This window comes from Streptomyces sp. NBC_00390, from assembly GCF_036057275.1.
In the GTDB taxonomy this organism is placed as follows: Bacteria; Actinomycetota; Actinomycetes; order Streptomycetales; family Streptomycetaceae; genus Streptomyces.
In genome coordinates this window covers 7,512,898-7,537,697 of the sequence record NZ_CP107945.1, presented here as the reverse complement: position 1 = coordinate 7,537,697, position 24,800 = coordinate 7,512,898, and the positions used below count along the sequence as shown (strand labels likewise).

20 protein-coding genes are annotated in these 24,800 nt (G+C 70.3%); 2 read left to right on the top strand and 18 right to left on the bottom strand.

The window, feature by feature from the left end; all coding sequences use genetic code 11:
• Positions 1-56: 56 nt before the first annotated feature.
• The 11 genes from OHS70_RS33510 to OHS70_RS33460 all read right to left on the bottom strand — a co-directional run bounded on the left by OHS70_RS33510 (position 57) and on the right by OHS70_RS33460 (position 14,202).
• On the bottom strand, positions 57-2,984 hold the full coding sequence (locus tag OHS70_RS33510; RefSeq protein WP_443062691.1) for an NHLP bacteriocin export ABC transporter permease/ATPase subunit: 2,928 nt from the start codon (positions 2,982-2,984) through the stop codon (positions 57-59).
• A gap of 1 nt (position 2,985) precedes the next feature.
• On the bottom strand, positions 2,986-5,292 hold the full coding sequence (locus OHS70_RS33505) for an NHLP family bacteriocin export ABC transporter peptidase/permease/ATPase subunit (RefSeq protein ID WP_328403752.1): 2,307 nt from the start codon (positions 5,290-5,292) through the stop codon (positions 2,986-2,988).
• Positions 5,289-6,095 (bottom strand): HlyD family efflux transporter periplasmic adaptor subunit, encoded by an 807-nt coding sequence (locus OHS70_RS33500; RefSeq protein WP_328403750.1) that lies wholly within the window; start codon positions 6,093-6,095, stop codon positions 5,289-5,291. Before OHS70_RS33500 ends, OHS70_RS33505 begins: the two co-directional genes overlap by 4 nt.
• Before the next feature lie 127 nt (positions 6,096-6,222).
• Positions 6,223-6,441, bottom strand: coding sequence for a type A2 lantipeptide (locus tag OHS70_RS33495; RefSeq protein WP_328403748.1), 219 nt, complete (start codon positions 6,439-6,441; stop codon positions 6,223-6,225).
• A gap of 766 nt (positions 6,442-7,207) precedes the next feature.
• Positions 7,208-7,507, bottom strand: a complete 300-nt coding sequence (locus OHS70_RS33490) for a DUF1876 domain-containing protein (RefSeq protein WP_328403746.1) — start codon at positions 7,505-7,507, stop codon at positions 7,208-7,210.
• A 106-nt stretch (positions 7,508-7,613) separates the two neighbouring features.
• Positions 7,614-8,585: a glucose-6-phosphate dehydrogenase assembly protein OpcA gene (gene opcA / locus OHS70_RS33485; RefSeq protein WP_328403744.1), complete on the bottom strand. Its 972-nt coding sequence runs from the start codon at positions 8,583-8,585 to the stop codon at positions 7,614-7,616.
• Complete coding sequence (zwf, locus tag OHS70_RS33480; protein WP_328403742.1) at positions 8,582-10,117, bottom strand: glucose-6-phosphate dehydrogenase; 1,536 nt, start codon at positions 10,115-10,117, stop codon at positions 8,582-8,584. Before zwf ends, opcA begins: the two co-directional genes overlap by 4 nt.
• Positions 10,118-10,431: 314 nt before the next feature.
• Positions 10,432-10,674: a hypothetical protein gene (locus tag OHS70_RS33475; RefSeq protein WP_328403740.1), complete on the bottom strand. Its 243-nt coding sequence runs from the start codon at positions 10,672-10,674 to the stop codon at positions 10,432-10,434.
• An 8-nt stretch (positions 10,675-10,682) separates the two neighbouring features.
• Positions 10,683-10,874, bottom strand: coding sequence for a hypothetical protein (locus OHS70_RS33470; RefSeq protein ID WP_328403738.1), 192 nt, complete (start codon positions 10,872-10,874; stop codon positions 10,683-10,685).
• Positions 10,875-11,152: 278 nt separating this feature from the next.
• Positions 11,153-12,520 (bottom strand): cytochrome P450, encoded by a 1,368-nt coding sequence (locus OHS70_RS33465; RefSeq protein WP_328403736.1) that lies wholly within the window; start codon positions 12,518-12,520, stop codon positions 11,153-11,155.
• Between the two features lie 362 nt (positions 12,521-12,882).
• Positions 12,883-14,202: an aldehyde dehydrogenase family protein gene (locus OHS70_RS33460; RefSeq protein ID WP_328403734.1), complete on the bottom strand. Its 1,320-nt coding sequence runs from the start codon at positions 14,200-14,202 to the stop codon at positions 12,883-12,885.
• A 226-nt stretch (positions 14,203-14,428) separates the two neighbouring features.
• Between OHS70_RS33460 and OHS70_RS33455 the strand changes: the two genes are divergently transcribed.
• Together OHS70_RS33455 and OHS70_RS33450 are read left to right on the top strand one after the other, a co-directional pair.
• The gene (locus OHS70_RS33455; protein WP_328403732.1) at positions 14,429-15,226 is read left to right on the top strand and encodes a VOC family protein; all 798 of its coding nucleotides are present in this window, start codon (positions 14,429-14,431) and stop codon (positions 15,224-15,226) included.
• A 95-nt stretch (positions 15,227-15,321) separates the two neighbouring features.
• Positions 15,322-16,116, top strand: coding sequence for an ArsR/SmtB family transcription factor (locus tag OHS70_RS33450; RefSeq protein ID WP_328406090.1), 795 nt, complete (start codon positions 15,322-15,324; stop codon positions 16,114-16,116).
• A 12-nt stretch (positions 16,117-16,128) separates the two neighbouring features.
• Here the strand turns inward: OHS70_RS33450 and OHS70_RS33445 are convergent, their stop codons facing one another.
• The 7 genes from OHS70_RS33445 to OHS70_RS33415 all read right to left on the bottom strand — a co-directional run bounded on the left by OHS70_RS33445 (position 16,129) and on the right by OHS70_RS33415 (position 24,796).
• Entirely contained in the window at positions 16,129-18,222 is a 2,094-nt protein-coding gene (locus OHS70_RS33445; protein WP_443062690.1) for a SpoIIE family protein phosphatase, read from the bottom strand.
• Positions 18,223-18,369: 147 nt separating this feature from the next.
• Complete coding sequence (locus OHS70_RS33440) at positions 18,370-19,302, bottom strand: amino acid ABC transporter permease (RefSeq protein WP_328403730.1); 933 nt, start codon at positions 19,300-19,302, stop codon at positions 18,370-18,372.
• A complete protein-coding gene (locus tag OHS70_RS33435) occupies positions 19,299-19,964 on the bottom strand; it encodes an amino acid ABC transporter permease (RefSeq protein WP_328403728.1) in 666 nt (221 codons plus the stop codon). Before OHS70_RS33435 ends, OHS70_RS33440 begins: the two co-directional genes overlap by 4 nt.
• A gap of 79 nt (positions 19,965-20,043) precedes the next feature.
• Positions 20,044-20,880, bottom strand: a complete 837-nt coding sequence (locus tag OHS70_RS33430; RefSeq protein WP_328403726.1) for a glutamate ABC transporter substrate-binding protein — start codon at positions 20,878-20,880, stop codon at positions 20,044-20,046.
• 71 nt (positions 20,881-20,951) lie between these two features.
• The gene (locus OHS70_RS33425) at positions 20,952-21,734 is read right to left on the bottom strand and encodes an amino acid ABC transporter ATP-binding protein (protein ID WP_328403724.1); all 783 of its coding nucleotides are present in this window, start codon (positions 21,732-21,734) and stop codon (positions 20,952-20,954) included.
• Positions 21,735-21,794: 60 nt separating this feature from the next.
• Positions 21,795-23,051: a type III PLP-dependent enzyme gene (locus OHS70_RS33420; RefSeq protein WP_328403722.1), complete on the bottom strand. Its 1,257-nt coding sequence runs from the start codon at positions 23,049-23,051 to the stop codon at positions 21,795-21,797.
• Entirely contained in the window at positions 23,048-24,796 is a 1,749-nt protein-coding gene (locus OHS70_RS33415; RefSeq protein ID WP_328403720.1) for an IucA/IucC family protein, read from the bottom strand. The genes OHS70_RS33420 and OHS70_RS33415 overlap by 4 nt, the downstream gene beginning before the upstream one ends.
• Positions 24,797-24,800 lie beyond the last annotated feature (4 nt).

Genomic DNA, 24,800 nt, shown 5'->3' with positions numbered 1-24,800 from the left:
CCGGCCCGGCAAGAACCCGCCCGGACAGGGCCCGGCGGAGCCGAGGTCCGGCCGGGTCATGCCATCTGACGCCGCACCAGCGCGTGCAGGTGGCCCGCGGTGTCGGCGAGCAGATCGGCCGGCCGGCCCTGCTCCACGATCCGCCCGTCGGCCATCACGATCACGCGGTCGGCGTCCATCACGGTGGAGAGCCGGTGTGCGATCACCAGGCGGCTCGCCTGAAGCCGCCGGGTGGACTCGATGACGATCCGCTGGGTCTCGTTGTCGAGCGCGCTGGTGGCCTCGTCGAAGAAGAGGACGCGCGGGCGGCGCACCAGTGCCTGAGCGATCATCAGCCGCTGCCGCTGCCCGCCGGAGATCGCTCCGCCTCCGGCGATCATGGTGTGCAGTCCCATCGGCATCCGCTTGATGTCCTCGGCCAGTCCCGCCATCTCGGCGGCCTCCCACACCTCCTCCTGGGAGAAGGTCTCGGCGCCGCAGATGCAGTCCAGGATCGATCCCGTCAGCGGCTGGGCGTTCTGCAGCACGACGCCGCACTGACGGCGCACGGCCGCCTGGTCGAGTGCGGCGAGGTCCTGGCCGTCGTACAGGACGCTGCCCGAGGCCGGCCGGTCGAAGCCGATGAGCAGCCGCAGCAGGGTCGACTTTCCGCAGCCGCTGGGCCCGACGATCGCGACGAACTCCCCCGGGTGCACCTGGAGGGACACGTCGTCGAGGACCAGCGGGCCGTCGTCGGTGTAGCGGAAGGAGAGCTTGCGCGCCTCGATGCCGCCGGCCAGCGCGCCGGGCTGCGCACTGCTGCCGCGTACCTCCGGGGACTCGTCCAGAATCGGCCTGACCTGCTCGAACATGGGCAGTGCGGCGGCCGCCGACACCAGCACACCGGTGAGTTGGGTGACGGAGGTCAGCAGCATGGTCACGGCCGTGTTGAAGGTGAGGAACGCACCGGCGGACATGCTGCCGCGGGCCGGGCCCGCCAGCAGCATGAACATGATCAGGGAGCAGAGCGGCAGGCACACGGCATCCAGCACCGTCGTCAGATTCCTGATCCGGCCGGCCCGCTGCTGGAGTTCTCGGGAGCGGGCGAACTGCCGCGCCCAGGCCGCATAGGCGAAGCTCTCCGCGGCCGCGACCCTGAGTTTGGGCAGCCCCCGCAGTGTCTGGAACGCCTGGTTGTTGAGCTTGTTGCCGAGCTCGACCAGCCGCCGCTGCCACCTCACCTGCCACAGACCGAGCGACAGGAACACCGCGCCGATCACCAGCAGCATGGCGATCGCCGCGAGCGCCAGGGGGACGCTGAACCAGAGCAGGAGCACGATGTTCATCACACCGACGGTGCTCGCCTGGACAGCGACCGGACCGATCCCGGACAGCACCCGGCGCATCGCGCTGATACCCATCGCCGCACTAACCAGTTCGCCGGTGGAGCGTTCGGTGAAGAACTTCGTCGGAAGTCGCAGCAGGCGGTCCCACACTGCGGGCTGGAGGCTGCTCTCGATGCGGCCCTCCATACGCAGGATGGTGAGGTTCTGCATCAGCATGAACGCCGCCGACACCATGCTGGTGATCATGACAGCCAGGGCGACCTGCACGATGAGGCTGTTGCGGGCACCCGGCACATAGACGCCCAGCACCTGTCCGGTGGCGATGGGTACGAGTGCTCCGAGGCCGACGGTCACCAGCCCGCTCAGCAGCAGGTTGCGCTGGTCCGGGCGGGTGCCGCGCAGGCTGAACCGCACCAACCGCCAGATGTTCGCGGGCCGTTCGGGCAGCGGGCGGTAGAACATGACGGCACGCGGCTCGAACTCGTCGGCGTTGTCCTTGCCGATACGGGTCCGCGAACCGGTGAGCGGGTTCACGGCCTCGTAGCGTCCGCGCCGCCACAGCAGTGCGACCGGCGCGCCGGAGGCGGCCCGCCGGCCCACCAGCGGGCCGGTGTCCGAGCGCCACCAGCGTCCGTCGAGTTTCACCGCACGGGTACGTATCCGGGAGGCGACCGCGATGCGCTCGACGGGCGAGATGCGCACGTCCCAGGTGCCGCGGTCGTCCGCGGCACCGCCCTTCGGGGGCTCACCGAGGGTGATCCCGGCCGCCTGGGCGACCCGCCTGCACACCGCGAACGTCGCGTCGTCGTCGGCGCCGTCCGCGCGGGCGGCGCCGCGGGCGCCGCGCTCGGGCCGGCCGATGGAGGCGAGCAGTGCCTCGTCGGCGCTGGCACGGACGGCCGCACCCGCCTTGATGCCCGCCGCAGCCCGGTGCTCGTGCGCCCGCTCAAGGCGTTCGATCCAGCCGTCGACCGCGGACAGCAGCCGGTGTTGCTGGTTGACCATCCGCTGCCACATCCCGGCCTCGATCAGCAGATCGCCCGCAGCCTCCGCACTGTAGGACGCCCCGTACTGCACGCTTCCCGGCTCGACCGGCATCCACAGGATGTCGTCGTCGGCCATCGCCTCCTCACCGGCGGGCCGTCCGTCCAGCGGCGCCTCGAAGAGCACGCCCAGACTGCGTCCGACTCCGAGCGCGAAGGCGTGCTCGAGCGGGGTGGGTGCGGGCGGGTGGCCCGCGTAGGTGTCGTACGGGTCATGGGCCCCGTAGCCGACGTGGGCCGGGTATCCGGGGTGTCCGGCGTGCTCGGGGACGTAGAGCTCCCGCAGCGGGATGCGGTGCAGCAGGCAGCCCTGCGCGGGCCTGCCGACCAGGGTGTGTTGGGGGCCTTCGACGGGGCCGAGCAGCAGGGTGCCCGCCTCGAGGCGGCCGAGGAAGTGCCAGTGGCCCTCGGCGGCGGCGTCCACCGCGAAGAGGTCCAGGGAACCGCCCACGACCAGCCACAGCACCTGCGGTCCCTCGAGATGCAGGCTGCGCACTCCGGTGCAGTCGACGGGGGCGCCGAGGCCGCCGAGAGCGTGGATGACGGGGTCGGTGACCACCTGCGGCGTGGCCGCCGTGCCGGGGCCGAGGTCTGCGTAAGGATGTGCGGACGACACGTCAGTGCTCCTTGACCAGCCGGGCGTACGCGCCCTGCGCGGCCACCAGTTCTTCGTGGCGGCCGCGTTCGACGACCGCGCCGTGGTCGAGGACCACGATCTCGTCGCTGTCGCGCACCGTGCTCAGGCGGTGGGCGATCACCACGCAGGCGCAGCCGCGACGGCGCAGGTTGTCCATGATGATCCGTTCGGTCTCCGCGTCGAGGGCGCTGGTCACCTCGTCCAGCACGAGGATGCTGGGGCGGCGTACGAGTGCTCGGGCGATCTCCAGGCGCTGGCGCTGCCCGCCGGAGAAGTTGCGCCCGTCCTGTTCGACGCGGCTGTGGATGCCCTCGGGGCGCCTCGCGATCACGTCGTCGTAGAGCGCCGCGTCACGCAGTGCGGCGACGACGGCCTCGTCGGGGATCGACGGGTCCCACAGCGCCACGTTGTCCCTGACCGTGCCCTCGAAGAGGAAGATGTCCTGGTCGACGAAGGAGACGGAGGCGGCGAGCGCGCTGCGGGGGATGTCCTCCAGCCGCTGTCCGTCGATGCGGATCGCTCCCTCCCACGGGCTGTACAGGCCGGCGATCAGCCGGGAGACCGTGGACTTGCCGCTGCCTGAGCCGCCGACGAGTGCGACCTGGCGGCCAGGACCGACCGCCACGGAGAATCCGTTCAGCAAGGGCTGGTCGAGGGGGCTGTAGCCGAAGGTGATGTCCGTGAGCGTCACATGGCCCTTGAGCCGACGGGTGTCGGTGGCGGGCTGGTCGCGGGTGTAGAGCCCGTCGACCGGGAAGCTCTCGACGTCCTTGAGCCGGGCGACGTCGGCGGCGAAGTCCTGGATCCGGCCCGCCACCCCGTTCAGCCGGGTGATGGGTGCGGTGAAGCGGGCCACCAGCGCCTGGAACGCGACGAGAAGTCCGATGGAGATATGGCCCTCCACCGCCCGCAGGCCGCCGATCCACAGGATCAGCGCGCTGTTGAGCGTCGCGAGGGTGGGGGCGACGACGGCCAGGGCCGCGCTGGGGACGCCCAGGCGCTGCTGCACCTCCAGGGTGGTGGCGTGCTGACCGGCCCAGCGGCGGAAGTATCCGTTCTCGCCACCGGTCGCCTTCATGGTCTCGATCAGCTGGAGTCCGGTGTACGAGGTGTTGGTGAGGCGGGCGCTGTCCGCGCGAAGCTTCTGGGTGTTCGTGGCCCGCAGCCGTACGACGATCCGCATCGCCACCACATTGAGCAGCGCGATCAGTACGCCCACGACGGTGAGCTGGGGATCGTACGTCCACAGCAGGACGGCGTAGAGAATGACCACGATCCCGTCCACGGCGGCCGCGGCAAGGTCGCGCGCCAGTGTCTCGGCGACCGCGTCGTTGGACTGCAGCCGCTGCACCAGGTCGGCCGGGCTGCGCTGGGCGAAGAACGTGACGGGCAGGCGCAGCAGATGCCGCAGGAAGCGGGCGCTGCTCAGGGTCGAGGAGATGACGCGCCCGCGCAGCAGATTCGCCTGCTGAATGCCGGTCAGCACGGCCGTCAGCGCCACGGTCGCCCCGAGCGAGGCGAACAGCGGGCCCAGCAGGGAGGTCTGCCCGCCGATCAGGAACATGTCGATGTACGTACGGCTCAGCGCGGGCACCACCGCGCCGACGGCTACGAGCAGAAGGCTCGCGAGCAGCGCGGCGAGCAGCGTGCCGGAGGTGCCGCGCAGCCTCGCCGGTACGGCGTTCATCACGCCCGGTCTGCGGCCGCCCTTGCGGAACGCGGCAGAGGGTTCGAGGACGAGCACGACACCGGTGAAGCTGGTGTCGAAGTCCTCCATGGGGACGAAGCGGCGTCCCTTGGCCGGGTCGTTGATGTACACACCGCGGCGGCCGAGGCGGCGCCCCGTGCCGTCGTAGACGACGTAGTGGTTGAACTCCCAGAAGAGGATGGCCGGGCCCTGCACCTCGGCGAGGGCGGTCGACTCCATCTGCATGCCTTTGGCGGTGAGGCCGTAGCTGCGGGCCGCCTTGAGGATGTTGCTGGCGCGGGAGCCGTCGCGGGAGACGCCGCAGGCGATGCGCAGCTCTTCGAGCGGCACGTGCCGTCCATGGTGGCCGAGCACCATCGCGAGCGCGGCTGCGCCGCATTCGACGGCCTCCATCTGGAGCACGGTCGGCGTGCGGACCGTGCTGGTCTTCTTGCTCTTGGGGCGCCGGCGGGCCTGGGCGCGCCGGGTGCCGTGTGAGCCGCGCCGGCCCGCTGCCGGCTCGTCGGGGCGCCGGCGCCTGCGGTCTGCGGGCGGCAGCTTCTGCTGCGTGGTGGCGGCGGAGTCGTGGGATCCGGTCATGGCAGGAGCCAGTCGACCGGGCGCTGCTCGCGCAGACGGACGGCACCGGTGGCGGGCGTCATGGACTCGAGTGCGTACGGCGGCCCTTGGGAGGCGGACCAGCCGTAGCCGGACCTGGTACGCGAGGAGCGGTTCAGCTCGACCAGTACGGCCAGGGGCTGGCCACCCTGCGAGAACTGCTCGCCGAGCTGGCTGCTGCCGAGGAACGCGGTGATCCGCTGGCGGGTCTGGGCAGTGCGGCCGACCGCCTTGACCCGGCCACGCAGCATCCCGAACTCCTGCGTGGCCACCGAGTGGACGGTGAGATCGACGCGCGCGCCCACGGGCACGGTGGATCCGCTGTCGGCCGGCACGTACAGCACGGCCATCAGCGGGTCGTCGGGATCGTCGGCCCGCTCGACGGCGGCGACATCGGCGCCGGTGGTGACCACGGAACCGATGGCGGCGACGAGCGTGGTCAGCCTGCCCGCGGCGATCGTGCGCACGACGGCGTCGCCCTGGGCGGTACGCACCTTCAGCAGGGGTGCGTCGGCCCGTACGCGGTCGCCCTCCTCGGCGAGCACCGCGGTGACCTGTCCCGCGACGGGGCTCTGCAGGACGTAACTGCCCTGGGCATGGGTGAGGATGCCGGGGGCGGTGACCGTGGAGGAGACGGTACCGGTGACGGCCCATACGGCGGCGGCAATCATGGCGACGACGGTGACGGCCAGCACCAGCCGGCCCTGGGGCCGGGCGAAACGCACCGGAAGATCGATCTCTTCCGGCGATTGCAGCTTGGAAAGGGCCTGTTGGCGGAACTGCACGATGCGCTTCCCTCAACTGCCTGGGGATATTACGAGAACGGCGCGACGTGTGCCCCGGAGCCTGGGGCGACTCCGGGGCACACGGCGTGGACTGCCGGCAGGAGGGACGCCGGCATTCCGAAAGGACTTACAGACCGGCGACGAGACCGGTGACCGGGCCGGTGACGGCGGCGGTGTTGATGCCGGTGGCGCCCTCGACGAGGCCGGTGACGGTGCCGACGGTGGCGGACACCGGGGCGATGGTGTCAAGGGCGGCGGTGGCGTTGCCGACAACGGCGCTGTGCAGGCCACCGGCCACGTTGTCCAGCTCGCTGTCGGAGATCTCCTGGGTGGGGATGAAGCTCATGGGGACGTTCCCTTCACATGGGGGTATTTCGAAATGGTTGCGCCCGGCCGCGCCGAAAAGGGCAGCACCGACCGCAACGCGGGCGTCGGATTCCCGTAATCGGGAACCCACGGGCGACTCCCGCGGTGCGAAGGATCAAAGCACGGAGTCGTGTTGGGCAGCCAATCGAGAACTGCCTGTTCAGCGTCCGGCGAGGCGCTGAATTACCAAGACGTGCACGTCCGCACATGGCTTGGTGCCATCTTCTTCACCGGATCACCCGATGCGAATGCATTGCGGCCCCGAGGCGCCTGCCCACCGAACTGGACATTCCCGCCCAGAGGGCGGTACTTGCTGGTCAGCGGGGTAGGCGCGGTAGGGAGACCGTGTGTCGCCTGAGCATTCGGTGTGCAGATTCACGGGAGGGCACCGAATCTTTGACGGCGCATCACCACGGTGCGCAATGCGCGCTATTTGCACCGGCATTCCGATTGCGTCCGCCGATCCCGGCGGCGCGTCTCCGGCAGCAGGTCGCGCGACGTCCGGCTGCGGTCCGTAGCGGATTGCGCGCACAGGGTGGAAGGGCTTCTTCTCGCGCGGCAGCCTGATCAGACCTGCGATGTTGTTGTCCGATCGAGAACGGCTGCCACGGTGAACTCGGTCTGTCCGTCCGGTCTCCCTTCGGGAGATGCCCGGCAATCGTCGGCAGCGCGGCCGGTCCGGGCGAACCAGGACGGTCGCCTCGCGGGCGGCCTGCGGCCAGGGCGGTGCAGGTGGTTCAGGCGTCTCAGGTGGTCAGCTCGGACCAGCCGGAGACCGGCGCCGCGGGCCTGCCGGACGGCCCGGCCTCCTTGCTCTCCACGTCGTGGTAGGCCACGCGCATCAGGTCCAGGGAGAGGTTCTTCATGGCGCGCGCGGCGGCCAGTTCGTCGCCGATCTCCGGCACGTCCTCGTCCTGCGGGCTGCAGCGGGCCTTGCCGGCGGCGCTGAGCCTGGCCGTCCCGGTGTCCAGGACGGCCCGCGCCGTGGTCGTGCCGCCGTCCTCCGACACGAACAGATCGACCTTCCAATGCAGGGTCCGGGGCATCGTCCGCCTCCTCGGCCGGGTTCCGGCTGCGTGCCACCGCACGCGAGGTTCCCCTCAAGCATTCACCCGCACACGCCCGCCCGCGAGCCCTCGGCTGCCCCGCAGCTCACTCCGCCTTCTCTGTGGGCGACGCCTCTGTGACCTCGTCCTCCTCCGGGTCCGGCGCGGTGACCGTGGCCCGCAGCGCCGCGGCGTAGGTGTCGTCGGGGTCGAGCCTGCGCAGTTCCTCCGCGATCAGTTCGGCGGTGGTGCGCACCTTGAGGGCCAGCACCCGGCTCGGCTGTCCCGGGATGGCGAGCCGGGCCACCGGGCCTTCCGGCCGGTCGATGTGGATCTCGCCGTCGGAGGTGCGCAGCCGTACGGCGGTGACCACCGGCCCGTCCGTGACGACCATCTCGACCGGCACTTTCAGCCGGTCCACGAACCAGCGGGCCAGCAGCTCGGCACTCGGGTTCTCGGCCTCGCTCTCGACCACGGCGGAGGTGACCTCCGCACGCGCCTGGTCGAGCGCGGCGGCGAGCATCGATCGCCACGGTGTGAGCCGCGTCCACGCGAGGTCGGTGTCACCGGGTGCATATCCGGCGGCACGTGCGGCGAGCTCGCTGATCGGTGACTCGACCGCGTAGGCATCGGTGATACGGCGCTGCGCGAGGGCACCGAGCGGGTCCTTCGCCGGGACGGGCGGGGCGCCGACCGGCCACCACACCACCACGGGCGCGTCCGGGAGCAGCAGCGGGAGCACCACGGAGTCGGCACGCCGGGTCAGTTCGCCGCGCAGGCGCAGCAGTACGGTCTCACCCGCACCGGCATCGCTGCCGAGCCGGAGCTCCGCGTCCAGGCGCGTGTCGTGCCGGTCCCGGGGCGAGCGCGAGACCCGCCTGATGACGACCAGGGTGCGCGAGGGATGCTCACGCGACGCGTCACCGGCGGCCTTGATCGCGTCATAGGCGTGCTCCTCGTCGGTGACGATGACGAGGGTGAGCACCATGCCGACGGCCGGGGTGCCGATCGCGCGGCGGCCCTGCACCAGCGCCTTGTTGATCTTGCTCGCGTTCGTGTCCGTAAGGTCGATCCTCATGGCCTGCGCCAGCTCCGTCCGTCTCGTGCGAGCATCTCGTCCGCCTCGGCCGGCCCCCAGGTGCCGGCGGGGTACTGCGCGGGCTTGCCGTGGGTGTCCCAGTACGCCTCGATCGGGTCGAGGATCTTCCAGGACTCCTCGACCTCCTCGGTCCGCGGAAAGAGGTTGGCATCACCCAACAGGACATCGAGGATGAGCCGTTCGTACGCCTCGGGGCTCGACTCGGTGAACGACTCGCCGTACGCGAAGTCCATGGTCACATCGCGGAGCTCCATCGAGGTGCCGGGCACCTTGGAGCCGAACCGCATCGTCACACCCTCGTCCGGCTGCACCCGGATGACCAGGGCGTTCTGCCCCAGCTCCTCGGTGGCCGTCGAGTCGAACGGCGAGTGCGGGGCGCGCTGGAAGACCACCGCGATCTCCGTCACCCGCCGGCCGAGCCGCTTGCCGGTGCGCAGATAGAACGGGACACCCGCCCAGCGGCGGTTGTCGACCTCCAGCTTGACCGCGGCGTACGTATCGGTCTTCGACTTGGGGTCGATACCCTCCTCCTGGAGGTACCCGACCGCCTTCTCGCCGCCCTGCCAGCCCGCCGCGTACTGCGCGCGCACCGTGGACCGGCCGAGATCGTCGGGCAGCCGCACTGCCTTGAACACCTTCAGCTTCTCGGTCACGAGGGATTCCGCGTCGAAGGAGGCGGGCTCCTCCATGGCGGTCAGCGCGAGCAGCTGCAGGAGGTGGTTCTGGATGACGTCACGGGCGGCGCCGATCCCGTCGTAGTAGCCGGCCCGGCCGCCGATGCCGATGTCCTCGGCCATGGTGATCTGCACATGGTCGACGTACGACCGGTTCCAGATCGGCTCGAACAGCGTGTTCGCGAACCGCAGCGCCAGGATGTTCTGGACGGTCTCCTTGCCGAGGTAGTGGTCGATACGGAAGACCTCGTCGGGCGCGAAGACCTCGTGCACCACCTGGTTGAGCTCCTCGGCGGATGCCAGGTCGTGCCCGAACGGCTTCTCGATGACCGCCCGGCGCCAGGAGCCCTCCGGCGGCCGTGACAGTCCGTGCTTCTTGAGCTGCTGGACGACCGTGGGGAAGAACTTCGGCGGCACCGACAGGTAGAACGCGAAGTTCCCGCCGGTGCCCTGTGCCTTGTCGAGGTCCTCGACGGTGGACTTGAGCCTGTCGAAGGCCACGTCGTCCGCGAAGTCGCCGGGGATGAAACGCATCCCCTTCACCAGCTGCTGCCAGACCTCCTCGCGGAACGGCGTTCGCGCGTGCTCCCGGACGGCGTCGTGGACCACTTGGGCGAAGTCCTCGTCCGCCCAGTCGCGGCGCGCGAACCCCACGAGGGAGAAGCCCGGGGGCAGCAGCCCCCGGCCGGCCAGGTCATAGACGGCCGGCATCAGCTTCTTGCGTGACAGATCCCCGGTGACACCGAAGATCACCAGCCCCGAGGGCCCGGCGACTCGGGGCAGCCGTCGGTCCTGCGGGTCCTGCAGCGGATTCACCCATCCACTGATCTCTGACATGGGGTCGGACCTCCTTGAGCGAAGGCGCTCGAGTACGTGCTGACGAGCATCGCATCTCCCGCGGATCTTGTACGGGTTCCTCAGCGCGCCGCCGGGTCGATCCATTCCCCCGCGGTGCGCCGCAACACCCCGCGGCCGGCGGCGGCCGCCTCGTGTCCGTCGTGTACGCCGTCGACGTCACGCCCAGCCTCGGCGGGCGGCATGCCAGCCGAGCTGGACCCGGGTGCCCACCCCCGCCTTGGCCATCAGATCGCCTGTACGGCGCTGGTAGGTACGCCGTGAGATACCCAGCTGGCCTGCGGCCGCCTGGTCGGTCAGCCCTGCCGGCTCAGCGCCAGGATGCGGGCGTCGAGTTCGCTGTGCTCGTCGTCGTACCCCTGCTCGATCAGCGACGTCACGTCGAAGAGCCTGCGGTCGAGCTTCCCGGCGGCCAGGTAGGGCATGGCCTCGTCCGGGTAGACGTACAGGTTCTTGCCGACGGTCTCCGTCCGCACGCCGCCCGAGGCGCCGTGCGGACGCTCGACGTCGACGGCCTGCCTGCCGTTGCCCGCGTTCATGACGCGGACTACGTCGCCGTGATGAGGGTGACCGTGTGGGTGGCGGCGTGCGGTGCCGTCATCGCCTGGGCCCGGGAGGTCGAGATGCTGGCCGCCGCGGGGCCGACCGGTCCGGTCAGCAGCGAGACGGTTGCGGCGCAGGCGACCGTCGCAGAGAGGGTCTTCCAGCCGGGACGGCAGCGAAGTGCGTTGGGAATCATGGGACGGTCCTACAGGCCGCCGCCCGGGCCGGGGAACGGTAATCAGCTGGCACATACGCGCCACGACGCACATGTGACAGACGGGCGCCTCGACTTCATCGTCCGAGCGGCGGCACCCGTCGCCCGCTCCGGGCCGCGGGCCGGAGCGGCGCTCTTGTGCGCCGCACGAATTCCCCGGACATTACGGGGCATGGCGATCGTTGTACTGCTGGGGACCTTGGACCCCAAGGGCGCTGAACCGGTGCCGCGCCCTCCGGCGCTGCACCGGTCAGAAGCTCCTACAGGTCGTGAGGGCGGACCACACACCGGGCGGGGCCCTCTGCGCGCAGCGTGATTCCGGCGCCGACCGGCACCTGCTCGTCCACGGCGCTCAGTTCGTACTCCCGCAGGATCATCGCCAGGGCGAGGACGGACTCCAGCATCGAGAAGTGCTGGCCGATGCAGGCCCGCGGTCCGCCGCCGAAGGGGAACCAGGCGTAACGGGGCCGGGCCTTCTCCCGCTCGGGCGTGAACCGCTCGGGGTCGAAGCGCTCCGGATCGTCCCAGTAACGGGGATGACGGTGGGTCACCCAAGGGGCCACGATCACGTCCGCTCCGGCCGGGACGGTGAACTCCCCGATCTCGGTGTCGACGACGGCGCGCCGGCCGATGACGGGCCCGGCCGGGTACAGCCGCATGGACTCCTTGAGCACCTTCGTCAGATACGGCAGTGCGTCGAGGTCGGCGGCTTCGGGAGTACGCCCGGCCAGCACGCGTACGGCTTCGGCCCTGGCCTGCTGCTGGTGTTCGGGATGGCGGGCGAGCAGGTGCAGGGCGAAGGCGAGCGAGGTGGCGGTGGTCTCATGGCCGGCGAGGAGGAAGATCAGGACCTGCTCGCGGATCTCGGACGCCTCGAAGCTTCCGTCCTGTTCGCTCCCGGCCTGGGCGAGAAGCGTCAGCAGGTCCTCGCCGGTGGCGGAGTCCCCGGCGGCCCGCCGTTTCGCGATGATGTCGTCGCACACCGCATACAGCTCCTCGGTCGCGGCAGCCGCCTTGCGGTTGGCGGGAGTCGGCCAGCTACGGGGAAGGTTTGCGGGCGAGTAGCCGCGCTGCAGAGCGTATTCGCCGATGACCGGGAAGCAGCGTTCCACCACGTCGACGGCGGACTCGACGTCCGTACCGAACAGGATGCGGGCCACCGCCCGCAGAGTGAGCCCGGTCATCTCGGATACGACGTCCACGGTGGAGTCAGGCGCCCTGCGCCATGCTGCGGTCGTCGTCGCGGTCTCGGAGGTGATCGCCTCCGCGTAGCCGTCGACCCGGCGACGGGTGAACAGCGGCTGCACCAGCCGCCGTTGCCGCAGGTAGTCCTCGTCCTGGCTGGTGAGCAGGCCGTTCCCGAACGACTCGCGGACCTCCTCGTAGAAGGCGTTGTCCTTGCGGAAGTTGGCGGCCTCGGTGGCGAGGATCTGCTGCGCGCCCTCGGCGGAGAAGACCGCGTAGAGCTCGGCCCGCAGCCCGGGCGGTCCGGCCGTGATGCGTACGACATCGCCGTGCTCGCGCTGCGCGTTCAGGAACGTACCGAGCGAGTCGCGCTTGAGGTCGAACATCGAACCGAGCAGCGGCAGTCCTGCCGGGCCCGGAATCCGTGTGCCGGAGATGGTCATGGCTCTCCCGTGGTCGTCGGCGGCTTCGTCGCACGCTCCGCACCCGCCGGCCCTCGTTGCGATCACTGTATCCGCCCGTGATTCTGCCCGACGCAACTCGCTTTGTGGACAGGGCATTTGGCGACCAGCGGGGGAACAGGGCCGACGCCGTCGCACTCCCCGGGATCAGCGGGCAGCGTCGCCTCGCCGGTGAACCGGATACCGGTCCGCTCACCCCTCCCCCGGGTACGGCCGTACCCCCGTCGGCGCTACGGCACTCGGCCCGCGGCTCGTGTCCGGCCTGCGGGCAGACCGAAGGGGCGGGCCCTGTCCCGGCCCGCCCCTTGCCTGTGCGCAGGAGGCCGGTCGGCCTCCTGCGCAGGTCAGCTCAGCGGCTTGTCGAACACGGCCTTGCGGTGGCTGAACGTCTCGATGGACCAGCGGCCGTGGTAGTTGCCCATGCCGCTCTCGCCGACCCCGCCGAAGGGCAGGTCGGGGACGGTGATATGGACCAGCGGCAGCCCGAAGCCGAGGCCGCCCGACGACGTCTCGGACGCCAGGCGCCGACGTGTGGTCTCGGACTCGGTGAAGGCGTACAGGGCAAGGGGCTTGGCGCGGTCGTTGATGAAGCCGATGGCCTCGTCCAGACCGGAGACGGTCACGAGAGGGAGCACCGGACCGAAGATCTCCTCCTGCATGACCGGGTCCTCGGGGCGCACGTCCGCGAGGACGGTGGGCGCGATGTACTTCGCCGCGCGGTCGCGGTCGCCTCCCGTGACCAGACGGCCCGAGTCGAGGAGCGCGCTGAGCCGGTCGAAGTGGCGTTCGTTGATGATCCGTCCGTACTCGGGCGAGGTCGCCGGGCGGGTTCCGTACAGCTCTTCGATGGCCTTGACGAGGGCGGGTTCCAGGGCGCGGGCGGTCTCGGCGTCGGTGAGGACGTAGTCGGGGGCGACACAGGTCTGGCCGGCATTGAGGAACTTGCCGCGCACGAGCCGTGCGGCGACCGTCATCGGATCGGTGTCACGGTCGATGAACACCGGTGACTTGCCGCCCAGTTCGAGGGTGACCGGGGTCAGGTGCCGGACGGCGGCGCTCATGACGATGCGGCCGACGGTGCCGTTGCCGGTGTAGAAGATGTGGTCGAACCGCTCGGCCAGCAGGGCCGTGGTCTCGCGGACCCCGCCTTCGACGACGGCCACGGCGTCGGTGTCGAGGTACGCGGGCAGCAGGCGCGCGAGCACGGCGGAGGTGGCCGGAGCCAGTTCGCTGGGCTTGGCGACCACCGCATTGCCGGCGGCCAGCGCACCGATCATGGGCGTGAGCAGCAGCAGGGCCGGATAGTTCCAGGGCGCGATGACGAGGACGACGCCCAGGGGGTCGTACTGCGTCCAGGCCTTCGCGTCGCCGAGGTGCGGGGGGACGGGAACCGGCTCGTGACTCAGCCACTGGTCGAGGTGGCCGAGGATGTGGTCGATCTCGCGGGCCGTGGCGTCGATCTCGGTGCGGAACGCTTCGGTGGAGCTCTTGGCCAGGTCCGCATGCAGGGCGCCGGCAAGTTCCGTTCCGTTGTCGGTGAGCATCTCGCGCAGTCGGCGCAGCTGCGTCGTACGCCAGTCGACCGGCCTGGTGCGGCCGGAGCGGAAGGTGGCGCGCAGCCGGGCCACGGTGTCGGCGGGCTGTTCGAGGTGGGGGTTGTTCACGGTGCCTCGATGGTGCGGGCGCGTGCCGTGCGGCCGCGCGGGGTGTCCTCGAGCGGACCAGCTCGATGTATCAGCCAACATTTCATGCCCCAAGAGCGGATTCCCGTCGGCTCGCCGCAACACAACCAAGGACACTGTCGCGTTCGGCGCGCGAGCGGACGGACGACTGACTAGCGTGGCGAACCGGACCATTCGGACCAGTCATCGAGCAGGAGAGGGTCGAGTCATGGCCGCAGAACCGGAGGGCACGCCGTGCTGGGCCGATGCGATGTTCAGCGACACCGAGGGGGCCAAGACCTTCTACGGCGCCGTCCTGGGCTGGACGTTCGGTGAGCAGTCGTCGGAGTACGGCAATTACACCCAGGCGTATGTGGACGGCAAGGCGGTGGCCGCGGTCGTCCCGCCGATGCCCGGCCAGGAGGGACAGTCGGCCTGGTGCCTGTATCTGGCCTCACCGAACGCCGTCGCCACGGCCCAGAAGATCCGTGAGAACGGTGGCGAGCTGCTGATGGAGCCGATGGAGGTCGGCGAGTTCGGCTCGATGACCCTCGCGCGCGACCCGAGCGGGGTGGTCTTCGGCGTATGGCAGGCCGGCACCCATGAGGGCTTCGAGAAGAAGGGCGAGCCCGGCGCGTACGCCTGGGCCGAGGCCTTCACCCGGGAGCCGGAGAAGTCGGACGCCTTCTTCCCGGCCGTCTTCCCCTACACCGTGCAACGACTGGAGGACGACGAAGTCGACTTCAACATCTACAACCTCGGCGACCAGGCGGCTCTCGGCCGGATGCGCATGACCGAGGAGTTCCCGCCCGACGTGCCCCCGTACATGAACGTGTACTTCGCGGTCGAGGACTGCGACGCGGCCGTGGCGAAGGCGACCGAGCTCGGCGGGATCCTGCGTTTCGGTCCGATGGACAGCCCCTTCGGCCGGTTCGCGGCGCTGAGCGACCCGCAGGGCGCGTCGTTCTCGGTGATCGACCTGGGGAAGACCGAGGGCGAGATGCCGGGGATGACCGACGTGCCCTGAGCGGCCGTCGGCGATCCGCGCCCGGCATTGACATGCAACCGTACGACTGCCTAACCTGAGTGCAACCAAATAGCTGCATGTCGCGGGTGGGAGCGATGGACGAGGTGTTCAAGGCACTGGCCGACGCAAGCCGCCGCCGGCTGCTCGACAGCCTGAACGCCCGCAACGGGCAGAGTCTGCGCGAGCTGTGCTCCGGTCTCGACATGACCCGCCAGTCGGTCAGCAAGCATCTGGCGCTGCTGGAGGCGGCCGGTCTGGTGACCACGGTCCGGCGCGGCCGGGAGAAACTGCACCACCTCGACGCCGCGCCGATCAACGCCATCGCGGACCGATGGATCAGCCGGTACGACCGCGAGCGCGTACGCGCCCTCGCGGACCTGAAGTCAGCATTGGAGCGGTCCCCCATGGACAGCAACGCCTTCGTCTACACGACGTACATCCGCACCACGCCCGAGCAGCTCTGGCAGGCCTTGACCGACCCTGCGTTCACCACCCGCTACTGGGGCGTGGCGTTCGAGTCGGACTGGAAAGCGGGCTCGGCCATGGTCTGGGAGGAGGGCGGCAACAAGGTCGCCGACCCCGACCAGGTCGTGCTGGTGTCCGAACCGGGCCGCCGGCTCTCATACACCTGGCACACCTTCACCTCGGAGTGGGCAGCGGCCGCCGGCGTGGGCAGCGACGTGTTCGCCAAGGTGGCCGTCGAGCGCCGTTCGAAGGTGACCTTCGATCTCGAACAGGTCGGCGAGATGGTCAAACTGACCGTGGTGCACGACGACCTCGATCCGGGAAGCACCGTGCGCGAGATGGTCGGCGAAGGCTGGCCCGCGCTGCTCTCCAGCCTCAAGACGCTGCTGGAGACGGGCGAGCCCCTGCCCGAGCCCACGCCTTGATCCCTGTCGCGGTCAGCCGGTCACGCGGGCGATGAGCAGAGCGACGTCGTCGGGTGTGTCCGGCTGGCGCAGGGCTCGCAGCAGCCGGTCGCAGGTGTCCTCCAGCGACGCGTCGGGGACCTGGAGGAGGCCGAGCAGCGTGTCGAGGCGGACGTCGATGTCCTGGTCGCGGGTCTCGACCAAACCGTCGGTGTAGAGCACGAGCAGGTCACCCGGGTCGAGGCCGACGGTGACGCTGCGCAGCACGCCGCCGCCGACGCCGAGGGGGGTGCCCGTGGGCAGGTCGAGCAGCCGCGGCGCCGAGCCGGCGCGGACCAGCACCGGCGGCAGATGGCCGGCGTTGGCGATGTTGCACTGGGCGCGGTGCGGGTCGTACGCGACGTACATGCAGGTGGCGAAGTACGGGTCGAGACCGGCGGTGATCTCGTCGAGATGCCGCAGGACCACCGCGGGGTCCAGGGCGAGCTTGGTCAGGGTCTGCGTCGCGGTGCGCAGCCGGCCCATGACAGTGGCCGCATTGATCCCGCTGCCCATCACATCGCCCACCACCAGCGCGGTGCGCTCCCGGTTCATGGGAATGATGTCGAACCAGTCACCGCCGACCTCGCTGCCCGCTCTGGCCGGCTGGTAGCGGGAGGCGACCTCGAGGCCGACAAGGTGCTGGGGCATCTCGGGAAGCATGCTGCGCTGCAGTTTGAGGGCCGTCTCCCGCTGCTGGCGGTACCAGCGGGCGTTGTCGATGCACACGGCGGCGCGGGAGGCGAACTCGGTGGCGAGCAGGACGTCGTCCTCCGTGAAGGGCTCGGGATTGCGGGCACGCTTGAGGTCGAGCGCTCCCAGCACCTCACCGCGCGCGATCAGCGGCACGGCCAGATAGGAGTGCACCCCCGCCTCCCGCAGCAGCCCGGCGGCCTCCACATTGCGGGCGATCTTCGTCAGATCCTGCGTCCCGAGCTCGGACACCATGACCGGCCGCCCGGTGTTGACGCACTGCGTGACCAGCCGGTCGGCGTCGTACCGGGCCAGTTCGCTGGGCCGGTCGGCGGCCTCGACGGCAACCGTGGGATAGGCGGAGGCGACAGCGAGGGCGCGGATCAGCACGGGTCCGTCGTCGCCGGACGCCCGGCCCGGACCGCCGTCCGGGCCGACCAGCACCCGGTCGAGCACATCGACGGCGGCGATGTCGGCCAGTTCCGGCACGGCCACATCGGCCAGTTCCCGTGCGGTCTGCTCCAGATCGAGGGTCGTACCGATGCGTACGGAGGCGTCCGCCACCAGCGCGAGCCGGCGCCGCGCCCGCTCCGCCTCGGTGGCGGCCCGGTGCCGGTCGGTGACATCCACCACCGAGACGGCCAGGCCCAGCACCCGGCCTCCCGGGTCCTCCAGCCGGTACAGGGACACCGACCACGCCTGTTCGGTGTCCGGATCCGCTGCGGTACGGCCCAGCACATAGCGGTCCAGCAGAGGCTTGCCGGTCCTGAGCACCTGGCGCATCGCGGCCTCGAGTGCGTCGGCGTCCCCGAACGGCAGCGCTTCGCGCATGCTGCGGCCCAGGATCTCCTCGGCGGACAGGCCGCCCAGCCGCTCAAGAGCGGGGTTCACCGAGACGTAGCGCAGATCCGTGTCCAGCACGGCCAGCCCGATCGGGGACTGGTCGACCAGGCGCAGCGACAGGGCGAGATCCTGCTCCACCCGGCGCAGGGTCGCCTGGTCGGTGGCGAGGCCGAGGGCGTAGAAGGCGCCGAGATCGTCCTGGAGCCGCATGTTGCGCCATTCGAGCAGCCGCTGGGTACCGTCCCTGTGCCGTACCCGGAAGACGCCCTCCCAGCTCTCCCCGCTCTCCATGACCTGGGCGAACAGCTGCAGCACCAGATCGAGATGCTCGTCGGCGACCAGCAGCTGGGCGGCGTACTGCCCCAGAGCCTCCTGCGCGGTGTAGCCGAGCAGTTCCTCGGCCTGTGGGCTCCACAGCACGATCCGCCCCTGCGCATCGAGCACCACGGCTGCGACCCCGAGCACGTCCAGCAGGCCGCCCGGCGGCGACAGGGGCACATCCGCACGGCCGTTCACGCTGAGCCGCGCACGGAACACGTCGGCGCTGCCCACGGTCGCTCCTTCCGCGTCACGATGCACAGGCACGCTGTCTCGATCACGTCCTCACATCAGGATGACGAGGGTAGGTCCATACTCTCTCGGTCGCGACGGGCGCCGCAGCTCAACCGTGCGATTCGCACGGACACGTGCACACCTTCGTCACTTCTCACGGCCCCCCGGGCCGAAGCCGGTCCCGTCGGCACCCGGCTCGATGTGTTCGCCGGGCGTGGCCAGCTCCTCCACCGCGTCGGCACCCACCACCGCGCCGGTGGACTTCTTGCCGCGTCGCAGCCTGCCCTCCAGCCAGCCGGCGAAGGTGGTGAGGCCGAAGTTCAGCGCCACGAAGATCACGGCGACGACGGTGAAGCTGGCGATGGTGTTGGCCCCGTAGTTCGCGCTCATCGGGCGGACCGATGCGAGCAGCTCGGAGAACCCGAGCAATGCGCCGCCGAGCGCCGTGTCCTTCACGATGACGACGAGCTGGCTGACGATGGCCGGCAGCATCGCGGTGACCGACTGGGGCAGCAGCACGAACCGCATGGTCTGGCCCTTGCGCATGCCGATCGCCTTGGCGGCGTCCGTCTGGCCTCGAGGCAGCGAGAGGATTCCGGCGCGTACGATCTCGGCGAGCACCGAGGAGTTGTAGAGGACGAGGCCGGTCACCACGGCGTACAGCGGCCGGCTGTCGGGACTGACGTCGGTGAACTCGGAGTACGCCGCATTCGCGAACAGCATCAGGATGAGCACCGGGATCGCGCGGAAGAACTCCACCACGGTGCCGGCCGCGCCCCGGACCCACCCGTGGTCGGAGAGCCGGGCGATACCGAACAGCGCGCCGAGGGGCAGCGCGATGATCATCGCCAGGAAGGCGGCGATGAGCGTGTTCTTCAGGCCCGGCAGGAGATAGGTCGACCAGGCGCGGGAGTCGGTGAAGAACGGCTCCCACTTGACCCATTCGAGTTGCCCCTTGGCGGCGAGAGCCTCGATCACCCACCAGCACAGTGCGGCCAGCGCGATCAGGAACACGACTGTGAGGAGCACATTGCGCCGCTTGGCGCGCGGCCCCGGGGTGTCGTACAGGACCGTGCTCATCGCTTCACCGCCACCTTCTTGGCGACCCAGCCGAGGAAGAGCCCGGTGGGGAGAGTCAGACAGATGAAGCCGAAGGCGAAGATGGCGGAGATCAGGATCAGCTGAGCCTCGTTCTCGATCATCTCCCGCATCAGCGTCGCGGCTTCGGCGACGCCGATCGCGGAGGCCACGGTGGTGTTCTTGGTGAGAGCGATCAGGACGTTGGCGAGCGGGCCCACCACCGAGCGGAAGGCCTGAGGCAGGATGATGAGCCGGAGCACCTGGGTGAAGCTCAGCCCGATCGCGCGCGCCGCCTCCGTCTGGCCGATGGGCACCGTGTTGATGCCGGACCGCAGTGCCTCGCAGACGAAGGCGGCCGTGTAGGCGATGAGGCCGAGGACGGCGAGGCGGAAGTTGATGGTCTCGAAATCGTCCGCCCCCATGCTGACGCCGAGGGTCTGGAACAGCCCCAGAGAGGTGAACACGATGATCACCGTGAGCGGGATGTTCCGCACGATGTTGATGTAGCCGGTGCCGAAGCCACGCATCAGCGGGACGGGACTGACCCGCATCGCGGCCAGGAGCGTTCCCCAGATCAGGGAGCCGATGGCGGAGTAGACGGCGAGCTGCACCGTGACCCAGAACGCCCCCAGCACGTTGTAGCCCTGAAGAAAGTCGAACACGTCTCTCCCGCACCTTCGCGTGTGTGGCAGGCGAAGCGCGCCGCGCTGGTCGGCGGCGCGCCCGTGGGTGTCGTGTGCGTCAGTTGACGACGACGCCGATCTTCGGCGGGGGTTCGTTCTGGTACTCGGCCGGGCCGAAGTTCTTCGTCACGGCCTTGTCCCAGGAGCCGTCCGCGACCATCTTCTCCAGGGCCGTGTTGATCTTCGCCTTGAGTTCGCTGCCCTTCTGGACACCGATCCCGTAGTTCTCGTTGCTGAGCTTGAAGCCTCCGAGCTTGAACTTGCCCTGGTGCTCCGGCTGCGCCGCGTATCCCGCGAGGATCACGTCATCGGTGGTCAGGGCGTCGATGACCTTGTTCTCCAGGCCGGTCAGGCACTCCGAGTAGCCGCCGTACTCCTGCAGCTGAGCTTTCGGAGCCAGCTGGTCCTTGACGTTCTGCGCGGAGGTGGAGCCGGTCACCGAGCAGAGCTTCTTGTTGTTCAGGTCGGCCGGCTTGGTGATGGAGTTGTCGTCCGCGCGGACCAGCACGTCCTGGTGTGCCAGGAAGTAGGGGCCGGCGAAGTCGACCTTCTTCGCCCGCTCGGGGTTGATCGAGTAGGTGGCGGCGATGAAGTCGACATCGCCGCGCTGGAGCAGGGTCTCGCGGTCGGCGCTCTTGGCTTCCTTGAACTGGATGTCACCGGGCTTGTAGCCGAGCTGCTTGGCCACATAGTTGGCCACGTCGACGTCGAAGCCGGTGTACTTGCCGTCCGGGGTCTTCAGACCGAGGCCGGGCTGATCGAACTTGATACCGACGGTGATCTTCTTGTCGTCGGATCCGCTGTCGCCCCCGCCGCCGTCCGATCCGCAGGCCGAGGCAGTCAGGGACAGCGCCAGCACGGCAGCGGCCGCGGCGGTGACCTTACGAAGCTTCATGGTGATCATCCCTAGGGATCGAGATGTGGTGCGGGGTCCGCCGAGCAGGGACCGGTCGGCCGAGGGCCGGCTCAGTGGTGCAGGATCTTCGACAGGAAGTCCTTGGCACGTTCGCTGCGCGGGTTGGTGAAGAATTCGTCGGGTGTCGTCTCCTCAACAATCCGGCCGTCCGCCATGAACACCACGCGGTTGGCGGCCGAACGGGCGAATCCCATCTCGTGGGTGACGACGACCATCGTCATTCCGTCCCGGGCGAGCTGTTGCATCACCTCCAGCACCTCATTGATCATCTCGGGGTCGAGCGCCGAGGTCGGCTCGTCGAAGAGCATCACCTTCGGGTCCATGGCCAGCGCCCGGGCGATGGCCACACGCTGCTGCTGGCCGCCCGAGAGCTGCGCGGGATACTTGTCCGCCTGCGAGGCGACCCCCACCCGCTCGAGCAGTGCCCGGGCCCGCTCCTCGGCTTCCTTCTTGTCCTTCTTGCGCACCTTGACCTGTCCGAGCATCACGTTCTGCAGCACGGTCTTGTGCGCGAACAGGTTGAAGGACTGGAAGACCATGCCGACATCGGCGCGCAGCGCGGCCAGCTCACGGCCCTCCGCGGGCAGCGGCTTGCCGTCGACGGCGATCACGCCCGAGTCGATGGTCTCCAGCCGGTTGATGGCACGGCACAGGGTGGACTTCCCGGACCCGGACGGTCCGATCACCACGATGACCTCGCCCCGGACGATGGTCAGGTCGATGTCCTGCAGCACATGCAGCGCGCCGAAGTGCTTGTTGACCTTCTCCAGCACGACCAGACCCCGGTCCAGGCCGAGGCCGGCATTTTCCTTGGTCACTGCTGCTCCGCTCATCGCGTTCATCGTCCGTCCTCCCCGTGGAGGCCGCACGCCGAGCGCGACGGGCGGGGCACGTCATGGCCCGTGCGGCGGCGTGGGCTCCGGGAACGCGGGCGCAAGGAAGTGGAATCCGGGTCGTGGGTGCATGAGGAAGTCGTGGTGCGAAATGTTCCATGCGTACGCCCCGGCCAGCGCGAACACCACGCGGTCCCCCGCGCGCAGCCCCGCGGCCGGCACCCGGCGGGCAAGGACGTCCTTCGGGGTGCACAGCTGTCCGGTCAGGGTGATCACGTCCTGCCGGGCGGCCGCACGGGGCCAGGGGTGCGGCCAGGTGTCCATGGGCAGCACGGCGGCCGGCTGGTCGTGGCCCTTGGTCGCGGGGGTGCGTAGATGGTGGGTGCCGCCGCGGACGACGGCGAAGTCCTCGCCATGGCTGTGCTTCACGTCCAGCACCTCGGTGGCGTACCAGCCGCAGTAGGCACTCAGGGCGCGGCCCGGCTCGATGCGCAGCAGCGGGCCCGGGTGGGCGGCGGCGATACGGGCGAGGCCGGTGCCGAAGGCGGCCCAGTCGAAACGGGCGCCGGGCCGGGCGTAGTCGACGGTCATGCCACCGCCGACGTTCACCTCGTGGAGCGGTATGCGGTGGCGGGCCGCGAGGCCGGCTGCCCAGGTGACCACGGCTTCGGCCACGGCGAGCTGCTCCGCGGCCGCGAGACCGCTGGCCAGGTGGGCGTGGATGCCGCGCAGCTCCAGCTGTGGATGGCTGCCGTCGGTGAGTGCACGCACCGCGTCGTCCGCCTCGGCCGGGTCCATGCCGAACGGTGCGGGGCGGCCGCCCATGGTCAGTGCACTGCCTTCGAGCGAGCGGGCGGCGACGGGCAGATTGAAACGGAGCAGCACCGCGATCCGGCGGCCGGGTGCCGTGCGGGAGGCGAGCTCGGCCAGCATGCGCAGTTCGTACGCGCTCTCCACATGGAAACGCGCCACGCCGAGTTCCAGGGCCGCGGCGATCTCGTCGGGCGTCTTGCCCGGGCCGCCGAAGGCGAGCGGGCGGTCCGGGACGGACGCGGTGACATGGGCGAGCTCGCCGCCGGAGGAGACCTCGTAGCCGTGCACGTAGGGGGCGAGTGCGGTGAGGATCTCCGGTTCGGGGTTGGCCTTGGCCGCGTAGTACAGCTCCACCCGCTCCGGCAGTGCCGACCGGACGGAGGCGGCGTGCTCACGCAGTGCGCCGAGGTCGTAGATGTAGGCGGGCAATTGGTGTCCCGCGAGGGACAGGGCCCGGTCACGGACGGGGGCGGTGGGGGTGGGGGTGGGGGTGGGGGTGGTCATCGGGTGCTTCCGTCCGGATCCGTGCGGGGGACGCGGGACTGTGCGTCCGGCGCGAGAGGGGATGGCAGGCGGACATAGCCGGCGCTGCGGTCGGCGGTGCGCTGCCAGCGGGTGAGCAGATTGGCCTTGGCCGGCAGGGGCGCGCCGGCCAGCAGCGCTCGCAGCCTTGGCGGGCAGCCGTGCGTGTCGCCGTACTCCTGGAGCGTGCGGCCCAGTTGTGCCCACAGCTCGGTCTCGGTGTGCGGATACAGGTCGGCGATGGCGGCGAGCATCTCGGCCGCGTGGTTCACCAGGAGGCAGTAGACGACCCGGTCCCAGCCGCGTCCGGCGTCGTACGTCATGGGGGCGGCGACGTCGGGGGGCAGCGCGGCAAGGGTGCCGGCGTGGTGTTCGGGGACGAGCTTGGTGCCCTCCAGGTCGCGGAAGAGGACCTGGGCCGGCCTGCCCTCGGCGTCGACGCAGACGAGGACGTTCTGCAGGTGGGGTTCGAGGACGAGCCCGTGGTCGAAGTACGCGGCGAGCACGGGAGGGACCAGCAGCCGCAGGTACTCCCTCCACCACGACAGGGCCGCCTCGGGGTCGGCGGCGGGCAGCAGCCTCGAGATGTGGCCGGGGCCGGTGGGGTATTCGTCGGCGACGGCCGCCGCGAGCAGGGCGGTGGTGTCGGGCCGCAGGTGGCGGTCGAGTCCTTCGCGGACGATGACGCCGAGGCCTTCCAGCAGCGTGCGGTCGGGGCGCCCGCCGGGGCCGGGGAGCGCGAGGGTGCGATAGGCCGGCTCGCGCAGCAGGCCGGTGCCGGGAAAGCGGTCGGCCAGATCGGCGAGTGCCGGGCCGAGCAGCCGGGTGAGGGCGACGGCACCCGCGAGTTCGTAATGGGCGTTCTTGCGTACGCAGTTGGTGATGCGGATGTCGAGGCTGAACTTGAGGAAGGTGGTGCCGTCGTAGACGGTCCGCACGGAGGCGGTGGGGGTGAACCGCTTCGGGCCGCGGCCGAGGTCGAGGACGTCGCCGCGCTCGAGTGCCTGCCGCAGGGCGGGCCGCGTGCGCAGCAGTTCGTACTGCCACGGGTGCGCGGGCAGCAGCCGGTGGCCGGCGGGCGCGGTCCCCAGCCGGTCGAGCGGGTCGGCGGCTCCGGGCTCGGCGCTCTCCTCGGCGATCAGGTGGTCGCGCACGGCGAGCAGCCGCAGCGGGAAGCCTGCTCCGGTCTCCGGGGCGTAGGCGGCCCAGGAGGCGGGGTCGCCGCCGTGGGCCTTGGGGGTGGGGTGGAAGCGGTGACCGAACAGCAGGGACTGCTCGGAGGCGAGGTAGGTCGCGAGGCGGTCCCCGGCCGGCGTCTCGGGGCGCGCCTGCGCGAGGGCGGCGCGGACCGCTCGGTGGCTTGCCGCGACCTGCCCGAGGAACTCGTCGTTGGCGGCCCCGGAACGCAACGACAGCTCGCCGTGGATGTGTTCGGCGAGCCGTCTGAAGTCGGTCTCGGCCCAGCCGCGTGCGGTCTGCTCGATGACCGGGCCGGTGAAGCGGTGGGCACCGAGCAGGGAGGTACGGCGCAGTGCCACACGCAGGGTGCTGCCGCGGCGTGGCAGACGCACCAGCAGATGGCCGCCGATGACGGCGGTCTGTCGCTCGGGTCCCGACACCTCGCGCAGCAGACAGTTCAGGAGGGTGTGGGACACGGCCCGGTCGGCGGTGGGCAGTGCCGTGAGCCGCGCCGGCGCGGCCGGCGGGCGGGGGATCGTGGTGGCCATCGCC

Bases quoted from the DNA above. Each gene is read 5' to 3' on its own strand.
- OHS70_RS33450 (WP_328406090.1), top strand. From the start codon at position 15,322: ATGGACGAGGTGTTCAAGGCACTGGCCGACGCAAGCCGCCGCCGGCTG.
- opcA (WP_328403744.1), bottom strand. From the start codon at position 8,585: ATGAGGATCGACCTTACGGACACGAACGCGAGCAAGATCAACAAGGCG.
- OHS70_RS33465 (WP_328403736.1), bottom strand. From the start codon at position 12,520: ATGACCATCTCCGGCACACGGATTCCGGGCCCGGCAGGACTGCCGCTG.
- OHS70_RS33495 (WP_328403748.1), bottom strand. From the start codon at position 6,441: ATGAGCTTCATCCCCACCCAGGAGATCTCCGACAGCGAGCTGGACAAC.
- OHS70_RS33440 (WP_328403730.1), bottom strand. From the start codon at position 19,302: ATGAGCACGGTCCTGTACGACACCCCGGGGCCGCGCGCCAAGCGGCGC.
- OHS70_RS33425 (WP_328403724.1), bottom strand. From the start codon at position 21,734: ATGAGCGGAGCAGCAGTGACCAAGGAAAATGCCGGCCTCGGCCTGGAC.
- OHS70_RS33455 (WP_328403732.1), top strand. From the start codon at position 14,429: ATGGCCGCAGAACCGGAGGGCACGCCGTGCTGGGCCGATGCGATGTTC.
- OHS70_RS33415 (WP_328403720.1), bottom strand. From the start codon at position 24,796: ATGGCCACCACGATCCCCCGCCCGCCGGCCGCGCCGGCGCGGCTCACG.
- OHS70_RS33505 (WP_328403752.1), bottom strand. From the start codon at position 5,292: ATGACCGGATCCCACGACTCCGCCGCCACCACGCAGCAGAAGCTGCCG.
- zwf (WP_328403742.1), bottom strand. From the start codon at position 10,117: ATGTCAGAGATCAGTGGATGGGTGAATCCGCTGCAGGACCCGCAGGAC.
- OHS70_RS33430 (WP_328403726.1), bottom strand. From the start codon at position 20,880: ATGAAGCTTCGTAAGGTCACCGCCGCGGCCGCTGCCGTGCTGGCGCTG.
- OHS70_RS33420 (WP_328403722.1), bottom strand. From the start codon at position 23,051: ATGACCACCCCCACCCCCACCCCCACCCCCACCGCCCCCGTCCGTGAC.
- OHS70_RS33470 (WP_328403738.1), bottom strand. From the start codon at position 10,874: ATGATTCCCAACGCACTTCGCTGCCGTCCCGGCTGGAAGACCCTCTCT.
- OHS70_RS33490 (WP_328403746.1), bottom strand. From the start codon at position 7,507: ATGCCCCGGACCCTGCATTGGAAGGTCGATCTGTTCGTGTCGGAGGAC.
- OHS70_RS33475 (WP_328403740.1), bottom strand. From the start codon at position 10,674: ATGAACGCGGGCAACGGCAGGCAGGCCGTCGACGTCGAGCGTCCGCAC.